Annotated in this window: 19 protein-coding genes and 2 tRNA genes; 9 read left to right on the top strand and 12 right to left on the bottom strand. The window is 40.0% G+C overall.

Annotated features, from left to right (window positions below):
- Window positions 1-120: 120 nt before the first annotated feature.
- On the top strand, window positions 121-441 hold the full coding sequence (locus IHE35_RS04155) for a hypothetical protein (RefSeq protein ID WP_242789432.1): 321 nt from the start codon (window positions 121-123) through the stop codon (window positions 439-441).
- A 65-nt stretch (window positions 442-506) separates the two neighbouring features.
- On the opposite strand, the gene IHE35_RS04150 is transcribed toward IHE35_RS04155, so the two are convergent.
- Window positions 507-1094, bottom strand: coding sequence for a 1-acyl-sn-glycerol-3-phosphate acyltransferase (locus tag IHE35_RS04150; RefSeq protein ID WP_242789431.1), 588 nt, complete (start codon window positions 1092-1094; stop codon window positions 507-509).
- 218 nt (window positions 1095-1312) lie between these two features.
- Between IHE35_RS04150 and IHE35_RS04145 the strand changes: the two genes are divergently transcribed.
- Window positions 1313-2686, top strand: a complete 1374-nt coding sequence (locus IHE35_RS04145) for a hypothetical protein (RefSeq protein ID WP_242789430.1) — start codon at window positions 1313-1315, stop codon at window positions 2684-2686.
- A gap of 48 nt (window positions 2687-2734) precedes the next feature.
- Here the strand turns inward: IHE35_RS04145 and IHE35_RS04140 are convergent, their stop codons facing one another.
- A complete protein-coding gene (locus tag IHE35_RS04140; RefSeq protein WP_346015090.1) occupies window positions 2735-3889 on the bottom strand; it encodes a helix-turn-helix transcriptional regulator in 1155 nt (384 codons plus the stop codon).
- A 212-nt stretch (window positions 3890-4101) separates the two neighbouring features.
- Here IHE35_RS04140 and IHE35_RS04135 point away from each other — a divergent pair, with 212 nt between their 5' ends.
- Window positions 4102-4584: a copper resistance protein NlpE gene (locus IHE35_RS04135; RefSeq protein ID WP_242789428.1), complete on the top strand. Its 483-nt coding sequence runs from the start codon at window positions 4102-4104 to the stop codon at window positions 4582-4584.
- Window positions 4585-4659: 75 nt separating this feature from the next.
- Here IHE35_RS04135 and groL read toward each other — a convergent pair whose 3' ends face one another.
- From groL to IHE35_RS04120, 3 genes are all read right to left on the bottom strand, one after another.
- Entirely contained in the window at window positions 4660-6294 is a 1635-nt protein-coding gene (gene groL / locus IHE35_RS04130) for a chaperonin GroEL (RefSeq protein WP_242789427.1), read from the bottom strand.
- A gap of 71 nt (window positions 6295-6365) precedes the next feature.
- A complete protein-coding gene (locus IHE35_RS04125; RefSeq protein ID WP_004810787.1) occupies window positions 6366-6656 on the bottom strand; it encodes a co-chaperone GroES in 291 nt (96 codons plus the stop codon).
- An 11-nt stretch (window positions 6657-6667) separates the two neighbouring features.
- Entirely contained in the window at window positions 6668-6931 is a 264-nt protein-coding gene (locus IHE35_RS04120) for a hypothetical protein (RefSeq protein ID WP_242789426.1), read from the bottom strand.
- Between the two features lie 948 nt (window positions 6932-7879).
- Between IHE35_RS04120 and IHE35_RS04115 the strand changes: the two genes are divergently transcribed.
- Together IHE35_RS04115 and IHE35_RS04110 are read left to right on the top strand one after the other, a co-directional pair.
- Window positions 7880-9709 (top strand): phosphoenolpyruvate carboxykinase (GTP), encoded by a 1830-nt coding sequence (locus IHE35_RS04115; protein WP_242789425.1) that lies wholly within the window; start codon window positions 7880-7882, stop codon window positions 9707-9709.
- A gap of 129 nt (window positions 9710-9838) precedes the next feature.
- Window positions 9839-10261 carry a hypothetical protein gene (locus IHE35_RS04110; protein WP_242789424.1) on the top strand — a complete coding sequence of 141 codons (423 nt, stop codon included), beginning with the start codon at window positions 9839-9841 and terminating at the stop codon, window positions 10259-10261.
- 63 nt (window positions 10262-10324) lie between these two features.
- Here the strand turns inward: IHE35_RS04110 and IHE35_RS04105 are convergent, their stop codons facing one another.
- Window positions 10325-10993: a 50S ribosomal protein L11 methyltransferase gene (locus IHE35_RS04105; protein WP_242789423.1), complete on the bottom strand. Its 669-nt coding sequence runs from the start codon at window positions 10991-10993 to the stop codon at window positions 10325-10327.
- Window positions 10994-11141: 148 nt separating this feature from the next.
- Window positions 11142-11990, bottom strand: coding sequence for a bifunctional methylenetetrahydrofolate dehydrogenase/methenyltetrahydrofolate cyclohydrolase FolD (gene folD, locus IHE35_RS04100; protein ID WP_242789422.1), 849 nt, complete (start codon window positions 11988-11990; stop codon window positions 11142-11144).
- A gap of 153 nt (window positions 11991-12143) precedes the next feature.
- Here folD and IHE35_RS04095 point away from each other — a divergent pair.
- Both IHE35_RS04095 and IHE35_RS04090 read left to right on the top strand, forming a co-directional pair.
- A tRNA-Cys gene (locus tag IHE35_RS04095) sits at window positions 12144-12217 on the top strand.
- A 10-nt stretch (window positions 12218-12227) separates the two neighbouring features.
- Window positions 12228-12313, top strand: a tRNA-Leu gene (locus tag IHE35_RS04090).
- Between the two features lie 142 nt (window positions 12314-12455).
- Here IHE35_RS04090 and IHE35_RS04085 read toward each other — a convergent pair.
- Together IHE35_RS04085 and IHE35_RS04080 are read right to left on the bottom strand one after the other, a co-directional pair.
- Window positions 12456-12635 carry a hypothetical protein gene (locus IHE35_RS04085; RefSeq protein ID WP_242789421.1) on the bottom strand — a complete coding sequence of 60 codons (180 nt, stop codon included), beginning with the start codon at window positions 12633-12635 and terminating at the stop codon, window positions 12456-12458.
- A gap of 363 nt (window positions 12636-12998) precedes the next feature.
- Window positions 12999-13991 carry an NAD(P)H-quinone oxidoreductase gene (locus tag IHE35_RS04080; protein WP_242789420.1) on the bottom strand — a complete coding sequence of 331 codons (993 nt, stop codon included), beginning with the start codon at window positions 13989-13991 and terminating at the stop codon, window positions 12999-13001.
- 129 nt (window positions 13992-14120) lie between these two features.
- Here IHE35_RS04080 and IHE35_RS04075 point away from each other — a divergent pair, with 129 nt between their 5' ends.
- Together IHE35_RS04075 and IHE35_RS04070 are read left to right on the top strand one after the other, a co-directional pair.
- Entirely contained in the window at window positions 14121-14561 is a 441-nt protein-coding gene (locus IHE35_RS04075; protein ID WP_242789419.1) for an N-acetyltransferase, read from the top strand.
- Between the two features lie 24 nt (window positions 14562-14585).
- Window positions 14586-14930 carry a thioredoxin family protein gene (locus IHE35_RS04070; RefSeq protein WP_242789418.1) on the top strand — a complete coding sequence of 115 codons (345 nt, stop codon included), beginning with the start codon at window positions 14586-14588 and terminating at the stop codon, window positions 14928-14930.
- Window positions 14931-14948: 18 nt separating this feature from the next.
- Here IHE35_RS04070 and IHE35_RS04065 read toward each other — a convergent pair whose 3' ends face one another.
- The 3 genes from IHE35_RS04065 to IHE35_RS04055 all read right to left on the bottom strand — a co-directional run bounded on the left by IHE35_RS04065 (window position 14949) and on the right by IHE35_RS04055 (window position 17721).
- A complete protein-coding gene (locus IHE35_RS04065; RefSeq protein ID WP_242789951.1) occupies window positions 14949-15209 on the bottom strand; it encodes a DUF2798 domain-containing protein in 261 nt (86 codons plus the stop codon).
- 32 nt (window positions 15210-15241) lie between these two features.
- On the bottom strand, window positions 15242-15760 hold the full coding sequence (locus tag IHE35_RS04060) for a PadR family transcriptional regulator (RefSeq protein ID WP_242789417.1): 519 nt from the start codon (window positions 15758-15760) through the stop codon (window positions 15242-15244).
- Between the two features lie 71 nt (window positions 15761-15831).
- On the bottom strand, window positions 15832-17721 hold the full coding sequence (locus IHE35_RS04055; protein ID WP_242789416.1) for a DUF262 domain-containing protein: 1890 nt from the start codon (window positions 17719-17721) through the stop codon (window positions 15832-15834).
- Window positions 17722-17731: the final 10 nt, after the last annotated feature.

Below are 17731 nucleotides of genomic sequence, written 5' to 3'. Positions count from 1 at the left end.
ATACTCATGTCGATTGTTCGATGCATCACATTTTAACCAACTGTTCAAAAAAAAACGGTTTTGGAACTCGAAATACCTTTTAAAATATTAAGACCTTCCAAAACCGTCTGACTTCCCTCTATGAAAGCCTTAGCAGCATTGAGCCTGCCTCTGCTACTGACAGCTTGTATGTCAAGTGATGCTCAAAAAGCCGAACATATTTTAAAACTCTTCCATTGTACAGGAATTGAAACCTCACAAATGTCGCATAATAGTGTCACGCAATATTATGAGCAGTCTCTGTATAGTTCAAAAAGTAAAGCAGAGTCTTATATAGAGCAGTATAAAAATGGCGAGAAATCTTTTGAAGTCTCACTCTCTGAAATCGTGAACCAGCAATATGAGCTATACAAATCAGCCTGTCAAAATCTGGGAGGCATCCCCGCCAAGCAATCATCCTGATCTTTAGATCAACATTAAATAGAATTTTAATGCTAAAAAACAGGAGTATTCTCCTGTTTTTTATTTTAACCCGCTTTGTAATATCGCTGGTCCACACTAAAATCCTGAGGAAATTTCGCTTGGATGCCTGCATAGAAATCCATGATCTCCGCCATATCTTCCTCAAAATTTCCTGTTGGATGAATGATTTTCCCTACCCCAGCCTTCTTTTGCTCATAATCCATATAGGCCAGTGCAATCGGCACACCAGCATTCACCGCAACATAATAAAAACCGGTTTTCCATTGCTCCTGACGTGCACGTGTTCCTTCAGGTGTAACCAACATGACCAGTTCAGGATGGTGTTTAAACAGGTCTGTCATCACCTGAACCATACTTGGACGTGGTTCACCTGCCTGCTTGGGACGGCGATCAACTCCAATTCCGCCCATCGCACGTACAAAAGGTCCCAGTGGAAACTTCATATAGCTGTCTTTAATGGTAATACGCACATTGACACCTAACACCTTCAGCGCTAGCCGTGCATATAAGGCATCCCAGTTACTGGTATGTGGTGCAGCAATCATGACACATTGACTCAGGTTTTCAGGCCATTGGTCATCTGTTTCCCAGCCCATTAATTTGAGTGATTTTTCAGCTAATTTTTCAAACACAGTTCAATCGCAAAATAAATAAAAAATTATGTAACAGTATAACGATACCATCATTTAAGTCACTTTGTAATCAATTGTAGACATATCAATTGATGCACTTTTTATACAATCAACCTCCCAATATTAGGATATCCCTTCATCATTGGCTTCCCTAGACTCAGGTGGACAATTATAAACCGCCCATGGGGTCAATGATGAAAAAAACAATACTTGCAGTAATGCTCTCAACACTCGCACTGACAGCATGTCACGATGACGATGATGATCATCATCATTCACCAGGAAATGGTGGTAACCCACCTGGAGCACAACAAGGTGTCTTGACTGATGGCCCAATTCAAAATGTCCGCTATGAGACATCAAGTGGTGTAAAAGGCACTACCAATGCAGAAGGAATATTTACCTATAATACAGGTGATACAATTAAATTCTTTATCGGAAACCTTCAGTTAGGTGAACAGGATGGTGTTCAAGCTCAAGCACGAATTACCCCAACAGATCTCTATGAGGATGATCCTGCCATAGATGGAAATGAAGATGAAGACTTAGAAGAAGCCTTAACTGTATTCTTGCAATCGATAGATAGTGATGCAGATCATGATAATGGAATCCAAATTAGTGGCGAACTCATAGAAAAAATTAATGCTCTCAATACAACAACATTTGAAACATTATTTGATCCCGCATCTACAGAGAGCCTGACTACTCAAATAACGACGATTTTAACTGAAGATCTTGATATACCAGAAGAAAATATTGTTACTCCTGAGGAAGCTGCAGCTAATATTCAAGAAGCGTTCTATAAAGATATTGCCGGAACCTGGCAGTTAGGCTCTGAAGACAAATCGGACAAAGTCATTCTAGTTGTTTATACCGATGGTAGCTACAAACTGGGCGAAGCTGATGAAGCTGATGATGATGGAAATCCAGGTTATGAACTTGGCAATCTCAATTGGACTTGGAAAGGTGGTGTGATCACACCTGAGATTGATGAAAATGGTGATAACAATGGTTCTTGGGGACTTTCCGATTCTGAAGGCAACCAAGGCTATACTCTAACTTTTGATGGTACAAACTTAGTTCTTACTGAAACTGGTTTAGAGGAAGATGATACCTATACCTTTACACGAGTAGAAAATTCAACCAACGGCCTGGTAGGCACTTGGGAACTGGATGATACCCATGTACTGGTATTCCTGAACGATGGCTACTACTTCCTGATTGACACTACAGGAGGAGAGGATTGTGGTCCAGAGGGTATTGAATACGGTCGATATAGTACTTCTACTTCTAATAACGTTAATAGTTTAACTGTTAACTCTAATCTGTTTGATACAAATGAAAGTTGTGGTCTATATGATGGTCAAACCACTCCATTCGTTGTTGGAACCTATACAGTTAATGCAACTACTATGACATTAACCCCAACCGGTGAAACTGCTGTCACTTTCACTCGGGCTAATTTCCAGCGTGATTCAGAAGAACCATCTCCTGAACCACAGCCACAACCACAACCACAACCACAGCCACAGCCACAGCCACAGCCACAGCCACAGCCACAGCCACAGCCACAGCCACAGCCAACAACTTAACATTATGTTGGCATAACTTTCAAAAGCCAGGTAATTAGCCTGGCTTTTTTATGCAATATGCTGAAACTGTAACGTACAGTTCATCAACTTATGTATCAGTTCAATCTGGCTATTTACTTCTAGCTTTTCATAAATCTTTTTCATATAAGTTCTGATGGTTTGAATACTGAGTTGCATCTGTTCGGCAATATCTTCAGGTTTACAACCATTAATCAGGTATTCACATAATGCGATCTCACGGCATGTCAACTGATAATGCTGCCTTAAATAGCTTTGTGACAAGATGTGGTATTGATTTCGGTCCGTCAAAAATATTGCAACTTGATATCGTCTCGATTCTTCAATAGGTGTCATCGACTGTTTCGACCAAGGTACGATCGTCAGCATGATGCAATGACCTGTTGCATCCTCTACAGACATTACCCCACCGATTTTATTCAATCCCCCACTACCCTGCTGTAAAGCCCCTCTGATAAGTTGTTCTAGTTGTAGATGATAGGCTCTATTTAGCTTCAGATGATTATACTGATCTATTTCAATTTCCTGATTTTGCTTCAGCATTTTTTTTGCTTCAATATTGGCAAACTGTATCTCGAAATTCTCAAGTAATAATACAATCCCGACCTTTAAAGCATTCATGGCCTGATAAGCATTGTATTTATCCTGAACAACCAAACTGAACTGACGGTAAATCTGTAGCGCACGCCTTAAATGAATACTGATACGCTCCAGAAAATCCAGTTGTTCTTTACCATAGGGGGAGGCTTCAGGTGCCCGGTGAATTCCCAGTACAGCCCAACTAAAATCACCACGATCCAGCAATACACCTGCAAGATGTAAAATACCGGTAGGCTTTAAACATTTCTCATAAAAGACATGCTCTTCCGAGCCTTCCATGGCGGGATAATGCTGACAATTGATCTGTAATGCCTCTCCTACTTCAATCTCATTCCATAGCGGCAAGTGCAGCTTCATATCAATGACTTGAATACGTTCATCCCAATAAGCAGCTAGACCTTCATAAGGAATATTATAAGTATGGACAAAGTTATAAGATGGATTGAGCTGATCCATCGCAGTAAAAATGGCTGTCTTACTTTGTGTATATTCCACCAGCTCATGCATAACCTGAGTCCACAACTGAGGATCAAGTGCTGCATCATAGATATGCGCAATAATGTTATTTTCTTTATTCAAATCCATCATTGCCCTCATTATTATTTTAAAATCTGTGAAAGCACTATTTATCTGAGATGATAGTGGTTTTATTTTTTTATAATTTTAGCAATTCCTTTAGCTCATCACACCTGCAGAGTGAATTTCACTTAATCAATACATCATTTACAAAGTTACACTACCCTTATGATTTTTAAATTTTTATGTTGGATAATAGCAAATTTGAAATAGGCATAAAAATGAGAAAGTCTCTCCTTATCATCGCAACCATCACAATTACGCTAGGTTTGAGTGCCTGTTCTAAAACCCAAGAACCCTCTAGCATTGAAAATACAGATTCACAAAATTCTACTCAGATGAATACGCTAACGACATCACGCAGCTTACCTGCCGGGGACACTGCAGAAACCTCTCTTGACTGGGCGGGCAAATATGAAGGAACTTTCCCATGTGCTGACTGCGAAGCGATCAAAATTGAGCTGGAACTTCACCCTGACAAAACTTATGAGCTGAAAGAAGAATATGTTTCCGATACCAAAAGCACGGAAACCAAAACCAAAGGAAGTTTTAGTTTTGACCCTAAAATGACTTCAATTATTACGCTGGATGAAAAAGGTGAAAACCGTAAATTCTTTGTCGGTGAAAACTTCTTAGAAGCTCGAGATATTCAAACTGGTGAAAAAATTAACAGTAATTTGAATTATAGATTAATTAAAGATTAATATTCTTGAGTTAACCCGAATGAAAAAATCCCCGCAAATGCGGGGATTTTTTAGATCATATGATCGGATGATGAATTACATCATGCCGCCCATACCACCCATGCCGCCCATATCAGGCATTGCAGGTTTGTCTTCTGGGATATCAGTGATCATACATTCAGTAGTCAACATTAATGCAGCAACAGAAGCAGCATGTTCAAGAGCAGAACGTGTTACTTTTGCTGGATCTAGAATACCCATTTCAAGCATATCGCCATATTCGCCAGTTGCAGCGTTATAACCGAAGTTGCCTTCACCATTTTTCACAGCGTTGATTACAACTGAAGGCTCATCACCCGCATTAGATACGATTTGACGAAGTGGCGCTTCGATTGCACGACGAAGGATGTTAATACCTACGTTTTGGTCATCGTTCGCACCCGTTACACCGTCAAGTGCTTTTGCTGCACGTACAAGTGCAACACCACCACCTGCAACAACACCTTCTTCAACCGCTGCGCGAGTTGCATGAAGTGCGTCGTCTACACGGTCTTTCTTCTCTTTCATTTCAACTTCAGTTGCCGCACCGATTTTGATCACAGCAACACCGCCCGCTAATTTAGCAACGCGTTCTTGAAGTTTTTCTTTGTCGTATTCAGACGTAGATTCTTCAATTTGCGCACGGATTTGCTGAACACGTTCAGCGATTTGACCTGCATTACCAGCACCATCCACAATCACTGTGTTTTCTTTAGATACAGTTACTTTGTGTGCAGTACCTAAGTGTTCAAGTGAAGTTTGGTCTAACTGCATACCGATTTCTTCAGAAATCACAGTACCGCCAGTTAAGATCGCGATGTCTTGCAGCATTGCTTTACGACGGTCACCGAAGCCAGGCGCTTTCACCGCACATACTTTGATGATGCCGCGCATGTTATTCACAACAAGAGTAGCAAGTGCTTCACCTTCAACATCTTCAGCGATAATAAGAAGAGGCTTACCCGTTTTTGCAACAGCTTCCAATACAGTGATCAATTCACGGATGTTACTGATTTTCTTGTCAACCAATAGGATGTATGGGTTTTCAAGTTCAGCAGTTAGCGTGTCTTGTTTGTTTGCGAAGTATGGAGAGATATAACCACGGTCAAACTGCATACCCTCTACAACGTCAAGTGCATCTTCAAAGCCTGAACCTTCTTCAACAGTGATCACGCCTTCTTTGCCCACTTTTTCCATTGCTTGCGCAATCAATTTACCTACAGTGGTGTCAGAGTTTGCAGAGATCGAACCCACTTGCTCAATTGCTTTAGAGTCAGATGCAGGCTGAGAAGTTGCTTTAATTTCAGAAACTAAAGTTTTAACCGCGATATCGATACCACGTTTCAAGTCCATTGGGTTCATACCCGCTGTTACTGACTTGATACCTTCGTTCAAGATTGCTTGAGCAAGGACAGTCGCAGTCGTTGTACCATCACCCGCGATGTCATTGGTTTTTGAAGATACTTCGCGAACAAGTTGAGCACCCATGTTCTCGAACTTGTCTTTTAAAGTAATTTCTTTCGCAACAGTTACACCATCTTTAGTGATATGTGGTGCACCGAAAGAACGGTCGATGACAACGTTACGGCCTTTCGGACCAAGTGTTACTTTTACTGCATCTGCAAGGATGTTCACACCAGCGATCATTTTCGCACGAGCTGAATCACCAAATTTTACGTCTTTAGCTGACATATTTGACTCCGAGTATTTTTAATAGCTTTACAAAATCTGATATGGAATATGTAAGACTGTTTTAGCGAAGATTAACCTTCAAGAACCGCTAAAATGTCAGATTCTTTCATGATAAGTAGTTCTTCGCCGTCTACTTTTACAGTTGTACCTGCATAAGTGCCGAACAATACTTTGTCGCCAACTTTAACGTCTAACGCGCGTACGCCATTGTCAGTGATTTGACCATTACCAACTGCAATAATTTCCCCTTGCGCTGGTTTTTCTGCTGCAGAACCTGGAAGTAAAATACCGCCAGCTGTTTTAGTTTCTTCTTCAACACGACGAATAACAACGCGGTCATGTAATGGACGAATGTTGCTCATTTTTAACTCCATCAGACTAAGTCTTTTTTGATGACTGATGACGACTTGGTTATTCCCTGGTCATCATCAAAACTTCTAGATGTCACTTTTATGGAGATGGAATAAATCGCTTCAAGGGTAAAACTGAAAAAAAATTCATTTTTTTTTATTTTTTTATCATGCGCATATACTTTTGCTGCTTTTTTCTTCAAGGCCTGCCTAAAATTAGGGAATAGCCTTCTGTTTTCAGACTTTTTCACCTTTCTGTAGGCTTCTTTAATGAGTTGGTGAAGCACAATCTCACTTACATTTGATCAGTCAGCAGACACAGCTCCACTCCTCCTTCCTATCTTCTCAACCATTAAAAATAAGCGATTTAAATACCTTGAACTCACCCGCTATATAAAGGTCTATTTCTGAAGTGAACCGATGTATAGATAATTTCATTGATGACAATAAATACTTTTTATCTGGTGATTTTGCTTTACACAGGAGGATCATTTCTCTTAGCAGACTCTCAAAGATGCTTTTAAGAAATACTATTCTTAGCTTCTAGAACTAAGCCAATAAAAAAATCGAGTATTAATTCTTTATAACTTACCAATAGAAAGATACCAACCAATTCAAAGATTAATCTTAAAATTGTTTTTCTTAGACTCTTTTAAAAAGCAGAAATGACTAATTTGTCTTTTCGAAATCTCCATTTAGCAAGTTGAACAAACTACCTAGCAAAAGCTCAGTTATAAGCTTAGGTGAAAATCACCCCAACCTTCTATAGCTACAGCTTTTTATGTGATATAAATTAGATATATATCGTTTATAATGCTTCAGAAAATCCTCAGCGCTGATTATTTTTCTGGCAAACTGTCTAAATACCAACCAGATGTCATAAGTACTATGCAAAATTCAAATTACCCTCATTTATTTAATCAATGATATAAGTCTTTACTAGAAAAATAATAAGTAAATGTTTTTTATAATTATATTTATCAAAAATATTAACCATAATTGAAATAAATATAAGATTATTTAGTAATGATATTTTATATGTTATTGTTTTTTAAATACTTATTTAAAATATTGCATTATGTGACAATTTAATTCTAACCCTGCTTTGGTCTTATTTTTTTTGTCATTTTATGCTTTAATAACGCCACTTTTTTTTCATATTTCTTCTAGCAGCTTTATGACTGTCTAGAATTACTTTGTACAGTTATCTGTACATTTTTGAGATAGGCCTCACCATGACTCAAGTGAACGCACCAGAATTCGTTCGTCACCCTAAGCTTATTGCTTGGGTTGAAGAAATTGCAAAATTAACAAAACCAGCAAAAATTGAATGGTGTGACGGTAGCGCAGAAGAGTATCAACGTTATATCGACTTGATGATCGCTAACGGCACAATGCAAGCGCTGAACCAAGAAAAACACCCTGGTTCTTACCTTGCAAATTCTGATCCTTCTGACGTTGCACGTGTTGAAGGTCGTACTTATATCTGTTCTGAAAACAAAGAAGACGCTGGTGCGACAAACAACTGGGAAGCTCCAGCTGAAATGCGTGCTCGTCTAAACGGTTTATTTGATGGTTGCATGGAAGGCCGTACTTTGTACGTTGTTCCTTTCTCTATGGGTCCTTTAGGTTCTCATATTGCACACATCGGTATCGAATTAACAGATTCTCCTTACGTTGCTGTAAGCATGTCTAAAATGGCGCGCATGGGTAAAGCCGTTTATGACGTTCTTGGCACAGATGGCGAATACGTTCCCTGTGTACACACTGTGGGTGCACCACTTGCAGAAGGTCAAAAAGACGTTGCTTGGCCATGTAACCCAGACAAATGGATCGTTCATTACCCAGAAACTCGTGAAATCTGGTCATTCGGTTCAGGTTACGGCGGTAACGCATTGTTAGGTAAAAAATGCCTAGCATTACGTATTGCATCTTACATGGGTCGTCAACAAGGTTGGTTAGCTGAACACATGCTAATCCTTGGCGTGACAAACCCACAAGGTGAAAAACACTACATCGCAGCTGCATTCCCATCTGCTTGTGGTAAAACAAACTTCGCTATGTTGATTCCTCCAGCGGGCTACGAAGGCTGGAAGATTGAAACTGTAGGTGACGATATTGCTTGGATCAAACCAGGTGAAGATGGTCGTCTATACGCAATCAACCCTGAAGCTGGTTTCTTCGGTGTAGCTCCTGGTACGAACACCAAGACTAACCCGAACTGTATGGCAACACTGCACAAAGACGTGATCTATACCAACGTTGCTGTAACTGACAACGGTGAAGTTTGGTGGGAAGGTCTGACTAAAGAAGCGCCTGCTAACCTGACGAACTGGAAAGGTCAACCACACACTGGCGAAGAAAAAGCAGCGCATCCAAACGCTCGTTTCACAGTTGCTGCTGGCCAATGTCCTTCTATTGATGCTGATTGGGAAAATCCAGCAGGCGTGCCAATTTCTGCGTTCATCTTCGGTGGTCGCCGTGCGGACACAGTGCCTCTAATTTCAGAAGCATTTGACTGGGTTGACGGTGTTTACAAAGCTGCGACTATGGGCTCTGAAACAACTGCTGCTGCCGTTGGTCAACAAGGTGTTGTTCGTCGCGACCCATTTGCGATGCTTCCATTCGCTGGTTACAACATGGCGGATTACTTCACGCATTGGTTAGAAATGGGTGAGAAAGTTGGCGAGAAAGCTGCTGCTGCTGGCAACAAACTTCCTGGTATCTACAACGTGAACTGGTTCCGTCGTGATGCTGAAGGCAACTTCGTATGGCCTGGTTTTGGTCAAAACATGCGTGTTCTTGAGTGGATCATCGATCGTTGTGAAGGTCGTGCAACTGCTGTTGACACACCAATCGGCCGCGTTCCAACTTACGAACAGTTAAACTGGACTGGTTCTGACTTCACTAAAGAACAGTTTGACCTTGTGACTTCTCAAGACAAAGATCAATGGATTAAAGAACTTGAAAGCCACACTGAATTATTCAACAAACTTGGTGATCGTTTACCAGAAGCGTTGAAAAAACGTCAAGCTGAGCTTTTAGAAGCTGTTAAATCTGCATAATTGCTGATGTAAAAAAAGGTCGCGTAAGCGGCCTTTTTTATTGGCTTTAAACAATTGATCACAATTGACCAGAGCAGCAGCTTGAGCAAAATATGGCATACTTAAGCCAAGACTTTAGGAAATATAAATATGAAAAGAACAACAGTAATTTTAGCTGTAGCTGCCAGTAGTTTTGTACTGGGTGCATGTCAGACCACACCCCATCAATTTAATGGACAAAGTGGCTATGAGATTCTGGAGCGTTCAGGCAATACTGCGACTTTGAGCTATACACTTTCAGGACGACTGAGCCAGGATGAAAACCGTCTACAAGCCGCTTGCAGACAGGTTTTAGGAAATTCTAAAACTTACAATATCCAGATTTTAAGCACGAATGAAATTTCTACTCCAATTGCAGAGCAGGAAAACTATGGCCGTCAACTGGGTAATAGCCGTACGCAAATCAGCTTAAGCAATACGCCTGATCTACATAATAGTGAAAATCCTGGCGCGCGCGAAGCCTTAGAAGCCCGCCCTACGACCATGCGCGTTATTCGTTATACTTGTTCTTGATACTTAATTACTTACTCAAATACACAATAAAAAAGGGCTTAATGCCCTTTTTTATTCGCCTCTTCAAAGTGTTTTATAAAAACTGACATTACGAAATTCGGGTGATTCATCCAGATCTGGCCAGGTCGTCGCACTGCGTTCATCCAGTTTTTCATATTTAGGATGGCTAAAGTTTTTCACTCGGCTGTCTGCAACCCAAACTTCTGGCGCAAATTTCAAGAATTCATCCAAGAAAAAACGGTTGCATTGGTCATAAAGCACATCTGCTGCCAATAAAATATCGACTTGTTCTGCTTTATAAAGATCATCAAGATATTCTAACTCAACGTTATTTAATTCAGCATTGGCACGACAAGCATCTAGACTGACCTGATCGATATCACAACAAATGACACGTTTAGCCCCTGCCATTTTCGCAGCAATTGCGACTACCCCTGAACCTGCACCGAAATCCAAGACCACTTTATCTTTGACATGCTGTGGTTCAGCCAAAAGCCACTGTGCCATCGCTAATCCTGAAGCCCAGCAAAAAATCCAATACGGCGTATCATTCCAGATGCGACGAATGACTTCATCATCCAGTTTATCGGTTGGGAATACGGGTGGAATAAGCCAAAGTGATATAGGTGTTTCAGGCAACTGCTGCGCGTGTAATTCACACTGTGGAATCACATCATGTAAAGCTTTTAATAGATGTTCAGGTGCTTTAGTAAATTGGAAGGTACAGCTCATGGGGTTTTTTATATTTTATATATGTCAGAGGAATTCTTGAAGTCTTACCCTCATCCCAACCTTCTCCCAAAGGGAGAAGGAGCATCCATTATTTTTATAATAGATTTCCCCTCTCCTTTTAGGAGAGGGTTAGGGAGAGGTCTACTGATTAACCTAGCGCTTTCTCAGCAGCTTCAACCGTTTGACGAATCAATGTTGTGATGGTCATTGGACCTACGCCACCTGGAACTGGTGTATACGCAGAAGCGATTTCTTCGATCCCTTCTAATTGGATATCACCTACACCACCGCCATCACGTGGATGGAAACCAGCATCTACAACCACAGCACCTGGTTTAATCCAGTCTTTTTGAATCAGTTCAGCTTTACCTACAGCACCCACAATGATGTCAGCTTGTTTTACAAAGCTTGCAAGATCTTGCGTACGTGAATGGCAAATCGTCACAGTTGCATTTGCTTCAAGCAGCATTGCAGCCATTGGTTTGCCCAGAATTGCAGAACGGCCCACAACAACAGCATGTTTACCTGCAATTTCAATGTTGTTTTCTTTCAAAATCGTCATGATGCCTGCTGGTGTTGCAGAACCATAAGCCGCCTCGCCCATTGCCATACGGCCGTAACCAAGGCAAGTTACACCATCAACGTCTTTTGCAAGCGAGATCGCATCGAAACACGCACGCTCATCGATTTGAGCAGGCACTGGGTGCTGTAAAAGAATACCGTGAACATCTGGATTAGCATTTAATTTTTCAATTTCTGCAAGAAGTTGTTCAGTTGTGGTTTCTTTTGGAAGCTCAACTTTCAATGAATCCATACCAACACGACGGCAAGCATTGCCTTTCATACGAACATAAGTTGCAGATGCACCATCGTCACCTACTAAAATCGTCGCAAGAATTGGAGTACGACCTGATTTTGCTTTCAGCGCTTCCACGCGAGTTAACAAGTCAGCTTCAATTTGCTTCGCCAATGCACGACCGTCTAGAACTAATGCCACGGCACTTCTCCCAAGTGTTGGTATGAATCAATTTTGCACATTCTACATGATTATTCTGAATATTTTCCGCCATATGCTGCTTTTATGCGCATATGAATGAATACACTATTGTTTTTTTTTCAGAGCTTGATAATATACGCATCAACAAGACGCGGCGGGGTGGCAGAGTGGTCATGCAGCGGACTGCAACTCCGTGGACGCCGGTTCGATTCCGACCTCCGCCTCCATCTTGTTAAAGCCCGAGTGGTGAAATCGGTAGACACAGGGGATTTAAAATCCCCCGCCCACAAAGCGTGCCAGTTCGAGTCTGGCCTCGGGCACCATTCTTCTACTACTGAAGATGGTGCAAATAAAGAACCCAGCGAAAGCTGGTTTTTTTATGCCTGAAATTTGGTGAAATCTATCTACAGCCGAAATCAATAAAATAGATTTACCTTGTTTTATTGGAACATAGTTTCAATCAGCCTAACGGCGTTTACGTTTACGCCTAGACAATTTGGTCATGTAACTTTCAAGATTCAATAATGCTAAATAAAAAGTTTTAGCCTGCTGTGTAGTGACCCGGTTAAATAATCTGGCCTGAATCACTTGTGCTAATGCCCGAGTTTGATGGACCCGTTTAAATGGTCCTTTTGCAATCATCATCGCTATTACTCTCTTGGATAAAGGAGAACAAGGTGACTGTTGGATAAACAGCTTCAATAACTTAATTGCAAAAACCTGACCATTTTTTAATCAAAATTCAAAAATATAACTACCGTTTATCGGAATGAATAAAACAAGCTCCCAATAAAACACATAAGTTATTGTTATTTATATATTTTTATAAAATTAAGATTTTAGATAAACTTTCACATAAATAAGTATGTTTTCTTTCAAGTTTAAATACCATGAATCTCAGCTGTTATTGTATTGCTACAAACTGACACAGGGTGTCAGTTTTTGCAAAAAAAAAGAGAATAAAATCATTAGATTTCATTCTCTTTAAGTATTTTAATAATATGTGAACTAGATCACTTCTACCACAACCTTTCCGATATGCTCACCTGTATCCATAGCTGCATGTGCATCCTGAATCTGGTCAAACTTAAAGGTCTTATAAATCATTGGCAAGCATTCCCCTTTTGCCCATAAAGGTGCCACATGTTCTTTCAAACCTTGTGCAATTTCCGCTTTTTCCGCCGTGTTACGTGCACGCATGGTTGAACCGGTAATGGTCAAACGCTTCATCATGATCTGACCAAGCTTCACGTCTTTGGCCTTGGCACCGCCCAAAAATGCGATATATACCAGACGACCATCACGGCGTAACAGATTCAGGTTTTTCTCCAGATAAGGTGCACCCACCATATCCAGAATCACATCGACACCAGCATTATCCGTCGCTTCATTAATCACCTGCTCAAAGTCCTGAGTCTTGTAATTAATTCCTGTAGTCAGATGTGCAATCGCCTGGATTTTTTCATCACTCCCTGCTGTGGCAAAGGTTTGAATACCCAATGATTTACACAGCCTGAGTGCAGTAGTTCCAATCCCGCTAGTCCCACCATGTACCAGTACCGTTTCTCCTGCTTTGGCTTTACCCATCTGGAACACATTTGCCCACACCGTAAAGAAGGTTTCAGGAATCGCTGCAGCCTGCACAAAACTTACGCCTTCAGGAATATTCAAAGTCTGGCTTTCAGGTACGACGCAATATTCTGCATAACCACCACCATTGGTCAGGCCACACACCTTGTCCCCGACTTTAAACTGGCTTACATCACTTCCAACTGCAACTACTTCACCAGCCACTTCCAGACCTGGAACAGGAGTTACCCCTTTTGGCATCGGGTACAGGCCCTGACGCTGCAAGATATCCGGACGGTTAATCCCGAAGGCATGAACCTTGACCAGCACCTCGTCAGCTTTTGGTTCAGGAATAGCAACTGTTTCATAAGCGAGCTTATCTACTCCGCCCGGTTCCGTAATGATGACGTGTTGCATGTTCTGTTGCGACATGGATTGTTTCCCTAACATTGATGTTTTATCTCTCTTGAACTTATTTGAACATAGAACGCTTATGGATTGAAGGCTAATGGACTTATGTATAATCCTTTGAGCATTTTATAAATTGATATTACCCAGCACATGATCATCATTCAAAAAGCTGAAACAGAAGATATCCATCCTATTCTAGACATCTGGCTAAATGCCTCCCTACAGGCGCATGCCTTTATTCCCGCAATATATTGGGAACAACAGCTGCTTCCGATGCATGATCTGTATCTGCCTCTTGCTGAGAATTATGTGATTAAAGAAAATCATACAGTTCAGGGTTTTGCTTCACTGCTAAGATCAGAGCAGGTACTGGCTGCACTGTTTATTCATCCTGACCAGCAGGGCAAAGGTTATGGCGCGCGTCTGCTGGATTTCCTGAAACAGCAATGTGAGCAGCTACATTTAAATGTCTATACTGCAAATACCCCAGCCGTTCATTTTTACCAGAAACATGGTTTTAAGATGATCCATCAAGGGATCGACCACAATACCGGTCAGGCAGAGCTCAGCATGAGCTGGTTCAAGTCTTGATTTAGAAATTATGAGAGCAAACTGATGTCAGCAGTCATCGCCTATAATGAAGATAATTACAGTGACTTCGAATGGTTTGAAGGCTTTGCCATGATTCGCTTCTATGCCGACTGGTGCAAGCCATGTGTTCAAAACTTTCCTGTATTTGAACAATTGGCAGCGCATTATGCCGGGCAAAAACCAGACATCAAATTCGGCAAGATCAATGTTGACCAGTCACCGATTCTAACCTTACGCTACAATGTTTATGGCCTGCCCTCTACCCTGATTTTCAACAAGGGACACATTATTCATCGTATTGCTGGTGTAAAAAGTCTGACCGAAATGAAAGCCATTCTGGCTCAAGTACTGGATGAATCATCTAACTGATGCAAGCAGACCAATCCCCTATTTGGTAGATTGATCCGGCATCTGTACAAACTGCATCAGGAATTTTCGTACCAGTGGCAGTACTACTAGAATCAGTGGAAATGCCATCAGCCATGACATGCTCCAGGCATGCAGCCACAATGAGATAAACTGATCACTCCAGCCTTTGTTCAGTAGCATGTTAAAACAGGAAATTGCGCCACTCATAATGCCAGAAAGGATTAAAGGCATGAGCCAGTTCAAGTGTTTGGCATGAAATTTGGGAACTATCTTTTTCATCATTTTACCTAATTTTTAAATCGTAAACCGAATTACAGACGTGTGATGTTTATTGCTGCCTGGTCAATCTGTTCTGCAATTTCACGTACTTGGATTTGATTAAGTTCGCTATGTTGAATCTTTAAGCGCAGGGAGGTCTTTAAGTTTTCCATCGCGTGCTTAATATCGACATACTGTTCATTCGATTGAATTTGTTTGCGCGTATTAAAACGGTCTAGTACCTTTTCTAAGGTTTGCTGATGTTCTTTGAGATGTACCTGACCTTGGTCAGTAATATGATACTGCTTGCGTTCATCAGCACTGATAGTCACTTGTGTATATTGCTGTTCTTCCAAATAACTGATGGTTGGGCAGATCGTGCCGGTACTCGGCTTATAGTTCCCTCCGACCAGAGCAGCCACTTCTTTAATAATGTCATAGCTAAACTTGGGTGCCTGGGCAATAAAATGCAGCACCAGCAGTTTCATTTCGCCAGCTTCAAACAGGCGTTTGCGAGGCTTGGGAGAGTTCTCTTGTTCTTCTGTTAGAACAGAATGAGGAGTTTTTGACATAGATAAGATATATCTTAAATTTAATTAAGATATATCTTATTAGGGTTTAAATAATAAATCAAATATAAGTTTTAAACCAGATTATGGACAGAGCCAGTTGTTCTAAATTCAAATTTAAAACTCAATTTACGTTCCTCTAGGAAACTCAAATAATCATCTTTCATCAAAAAATCAAGAGCTTTTTCACTTATAACATGCCCCTCTAAAATATTAAGTAGTTTTTGTCTAGCATGATCACCCTCACCAAAAAAAGACATAATATCCTTCAAATATTGCGATGGAAGTCTATCTTTAATAATATCCCTGTTCGTATCAGAAAGAATCCAAGTCTGATTAAATATAGAATCAACCTGATAATCTCTTTTTAAAATCTTATCTGCTTCATCTTTATTTCTAATTCCTCTCTCGTGCATGATTTTGTTTCGAAGTGCTGCTTTTGGAAAAATATGGTGTAAATCGCAGCTATGTTTAGCATTTGCGCCAACCACTCTATCTACATCATAGAAATCTTTAGGTTGTTTCAAATTAAGCATAGAGACTATTGTCTTCCCTAAGGCACCATTTTTATATGCTTCGCTAAAATCTACTGAGACCTCTTTTAACCATAGAGGCATACCATCATTAAAGGTAGGCGAATCGAACCAAATTCGCATATCCCGCAAATCTTGATTTTGTTTTGCATCAGATCCCTCCCCATATCTTTGAGTAAGTCCAGCTCCAAAGTACCAAGCTTGTAATTTTTGCTTCCTTAACAACTTTAAGGAATTAGTTTTATCTATTATCGGAAACTCTTCCAAAATTACAGCTACCGGTGCTAAAAGAGGGCTATATACTAGCCAAGTATCTTTTCCAATAGAAATGCATGAACCACAATACTCATCTAAAAGCACACAGATATGATTCAAAGCTTCGCATGCCTTATTCCAAGTATTTTCAATATGCGGTTTAGTAATGACTTCTGGTAATGAAACAGTTTTAGGACTTACACCCTCAAATAACGCTATAGTTTGTAATAAATATCTTTTATTATTTTGATCTACCACTCTAATATATTCATAGTTTTCCATAACCTCATCAAACATTTGCTTTATTGGGATATTCTTCGGATACATTGTTGCCACAAGCAAATCGAAAGCACCCAATCGAACACCCGTGGTATTCATTTTAGTAAATACCTTACAAATACCTGTTATACCCATTTTCTCTGAAATAAGTACACAAGGAACATTATAATCATAATAATTATCAAATATTCTCATGAGTGGTGCAGATAAAAAATCAACCCATTCATTATTTACAACTATCTCTTTCTCCAACTGCTCGATAGATTCTTGAACATTCAATTTTGAGTGATATTTAATTAAAGTCTGTTGTTCTATAATTTCTTCTTTAATTTGATCTCTAACAGTATTTATTTCATTAGAAAATATTGTCTTATTTTTCAATATATTTAATGGCATCAATCGACTAGACTTACCTCTAAGCCCTTTTAAAATATCATCTTGCTTTTTTAGCTTTGTTAATGCTGATGCTATATCAATACTCGTATCTATCCATTTTCGTATTGCAAAATCATCTTTAGGCATTCCCTCATTTACCCAACTTTCCTTGATTTTCTTTAAATCTAGATACCAAATATGCTTAGAGGTCCCATTAGTCAATTTACTTAATGAAGTAAGTCTCTGTTGACCATCCAGAACTAGAAATTTAGGAGGTTTTTCCGAATCCTCTGGAAAAATTTCATGGAAATAACTCCATGCAAATAAAGGATTTTCTTTATTAAGTTCAAGTATTAATAGCGAACCAATAGGATGTCCCAACAATACAGATTCAAATAAACTTTTGATATTTTGATCTTTCCAAACATAGTCACGCTGAAACTCAGGCAATTTATAATCACCATCATAAATATCATGAATAACGCTTGTTAATTTTAAGTCTTTAGATGAAATATTTGACACAAACACCCTC

It is taken from the genome of Acinetobacter sp. ASP199, from assembly GCF_022700675.1.
Classification (GTDB): domain Bacteria; phylum Pseudomonadota; class Gammaproteobacteria; order Pseudomonadales; family Moraxellaceae; genus Acinetobacter.
The sequence above is the reverse complement of the archived record's forward strand: the minus strand, read 5'-3'. Positions and strand labels throughout refer to the sequence as shown.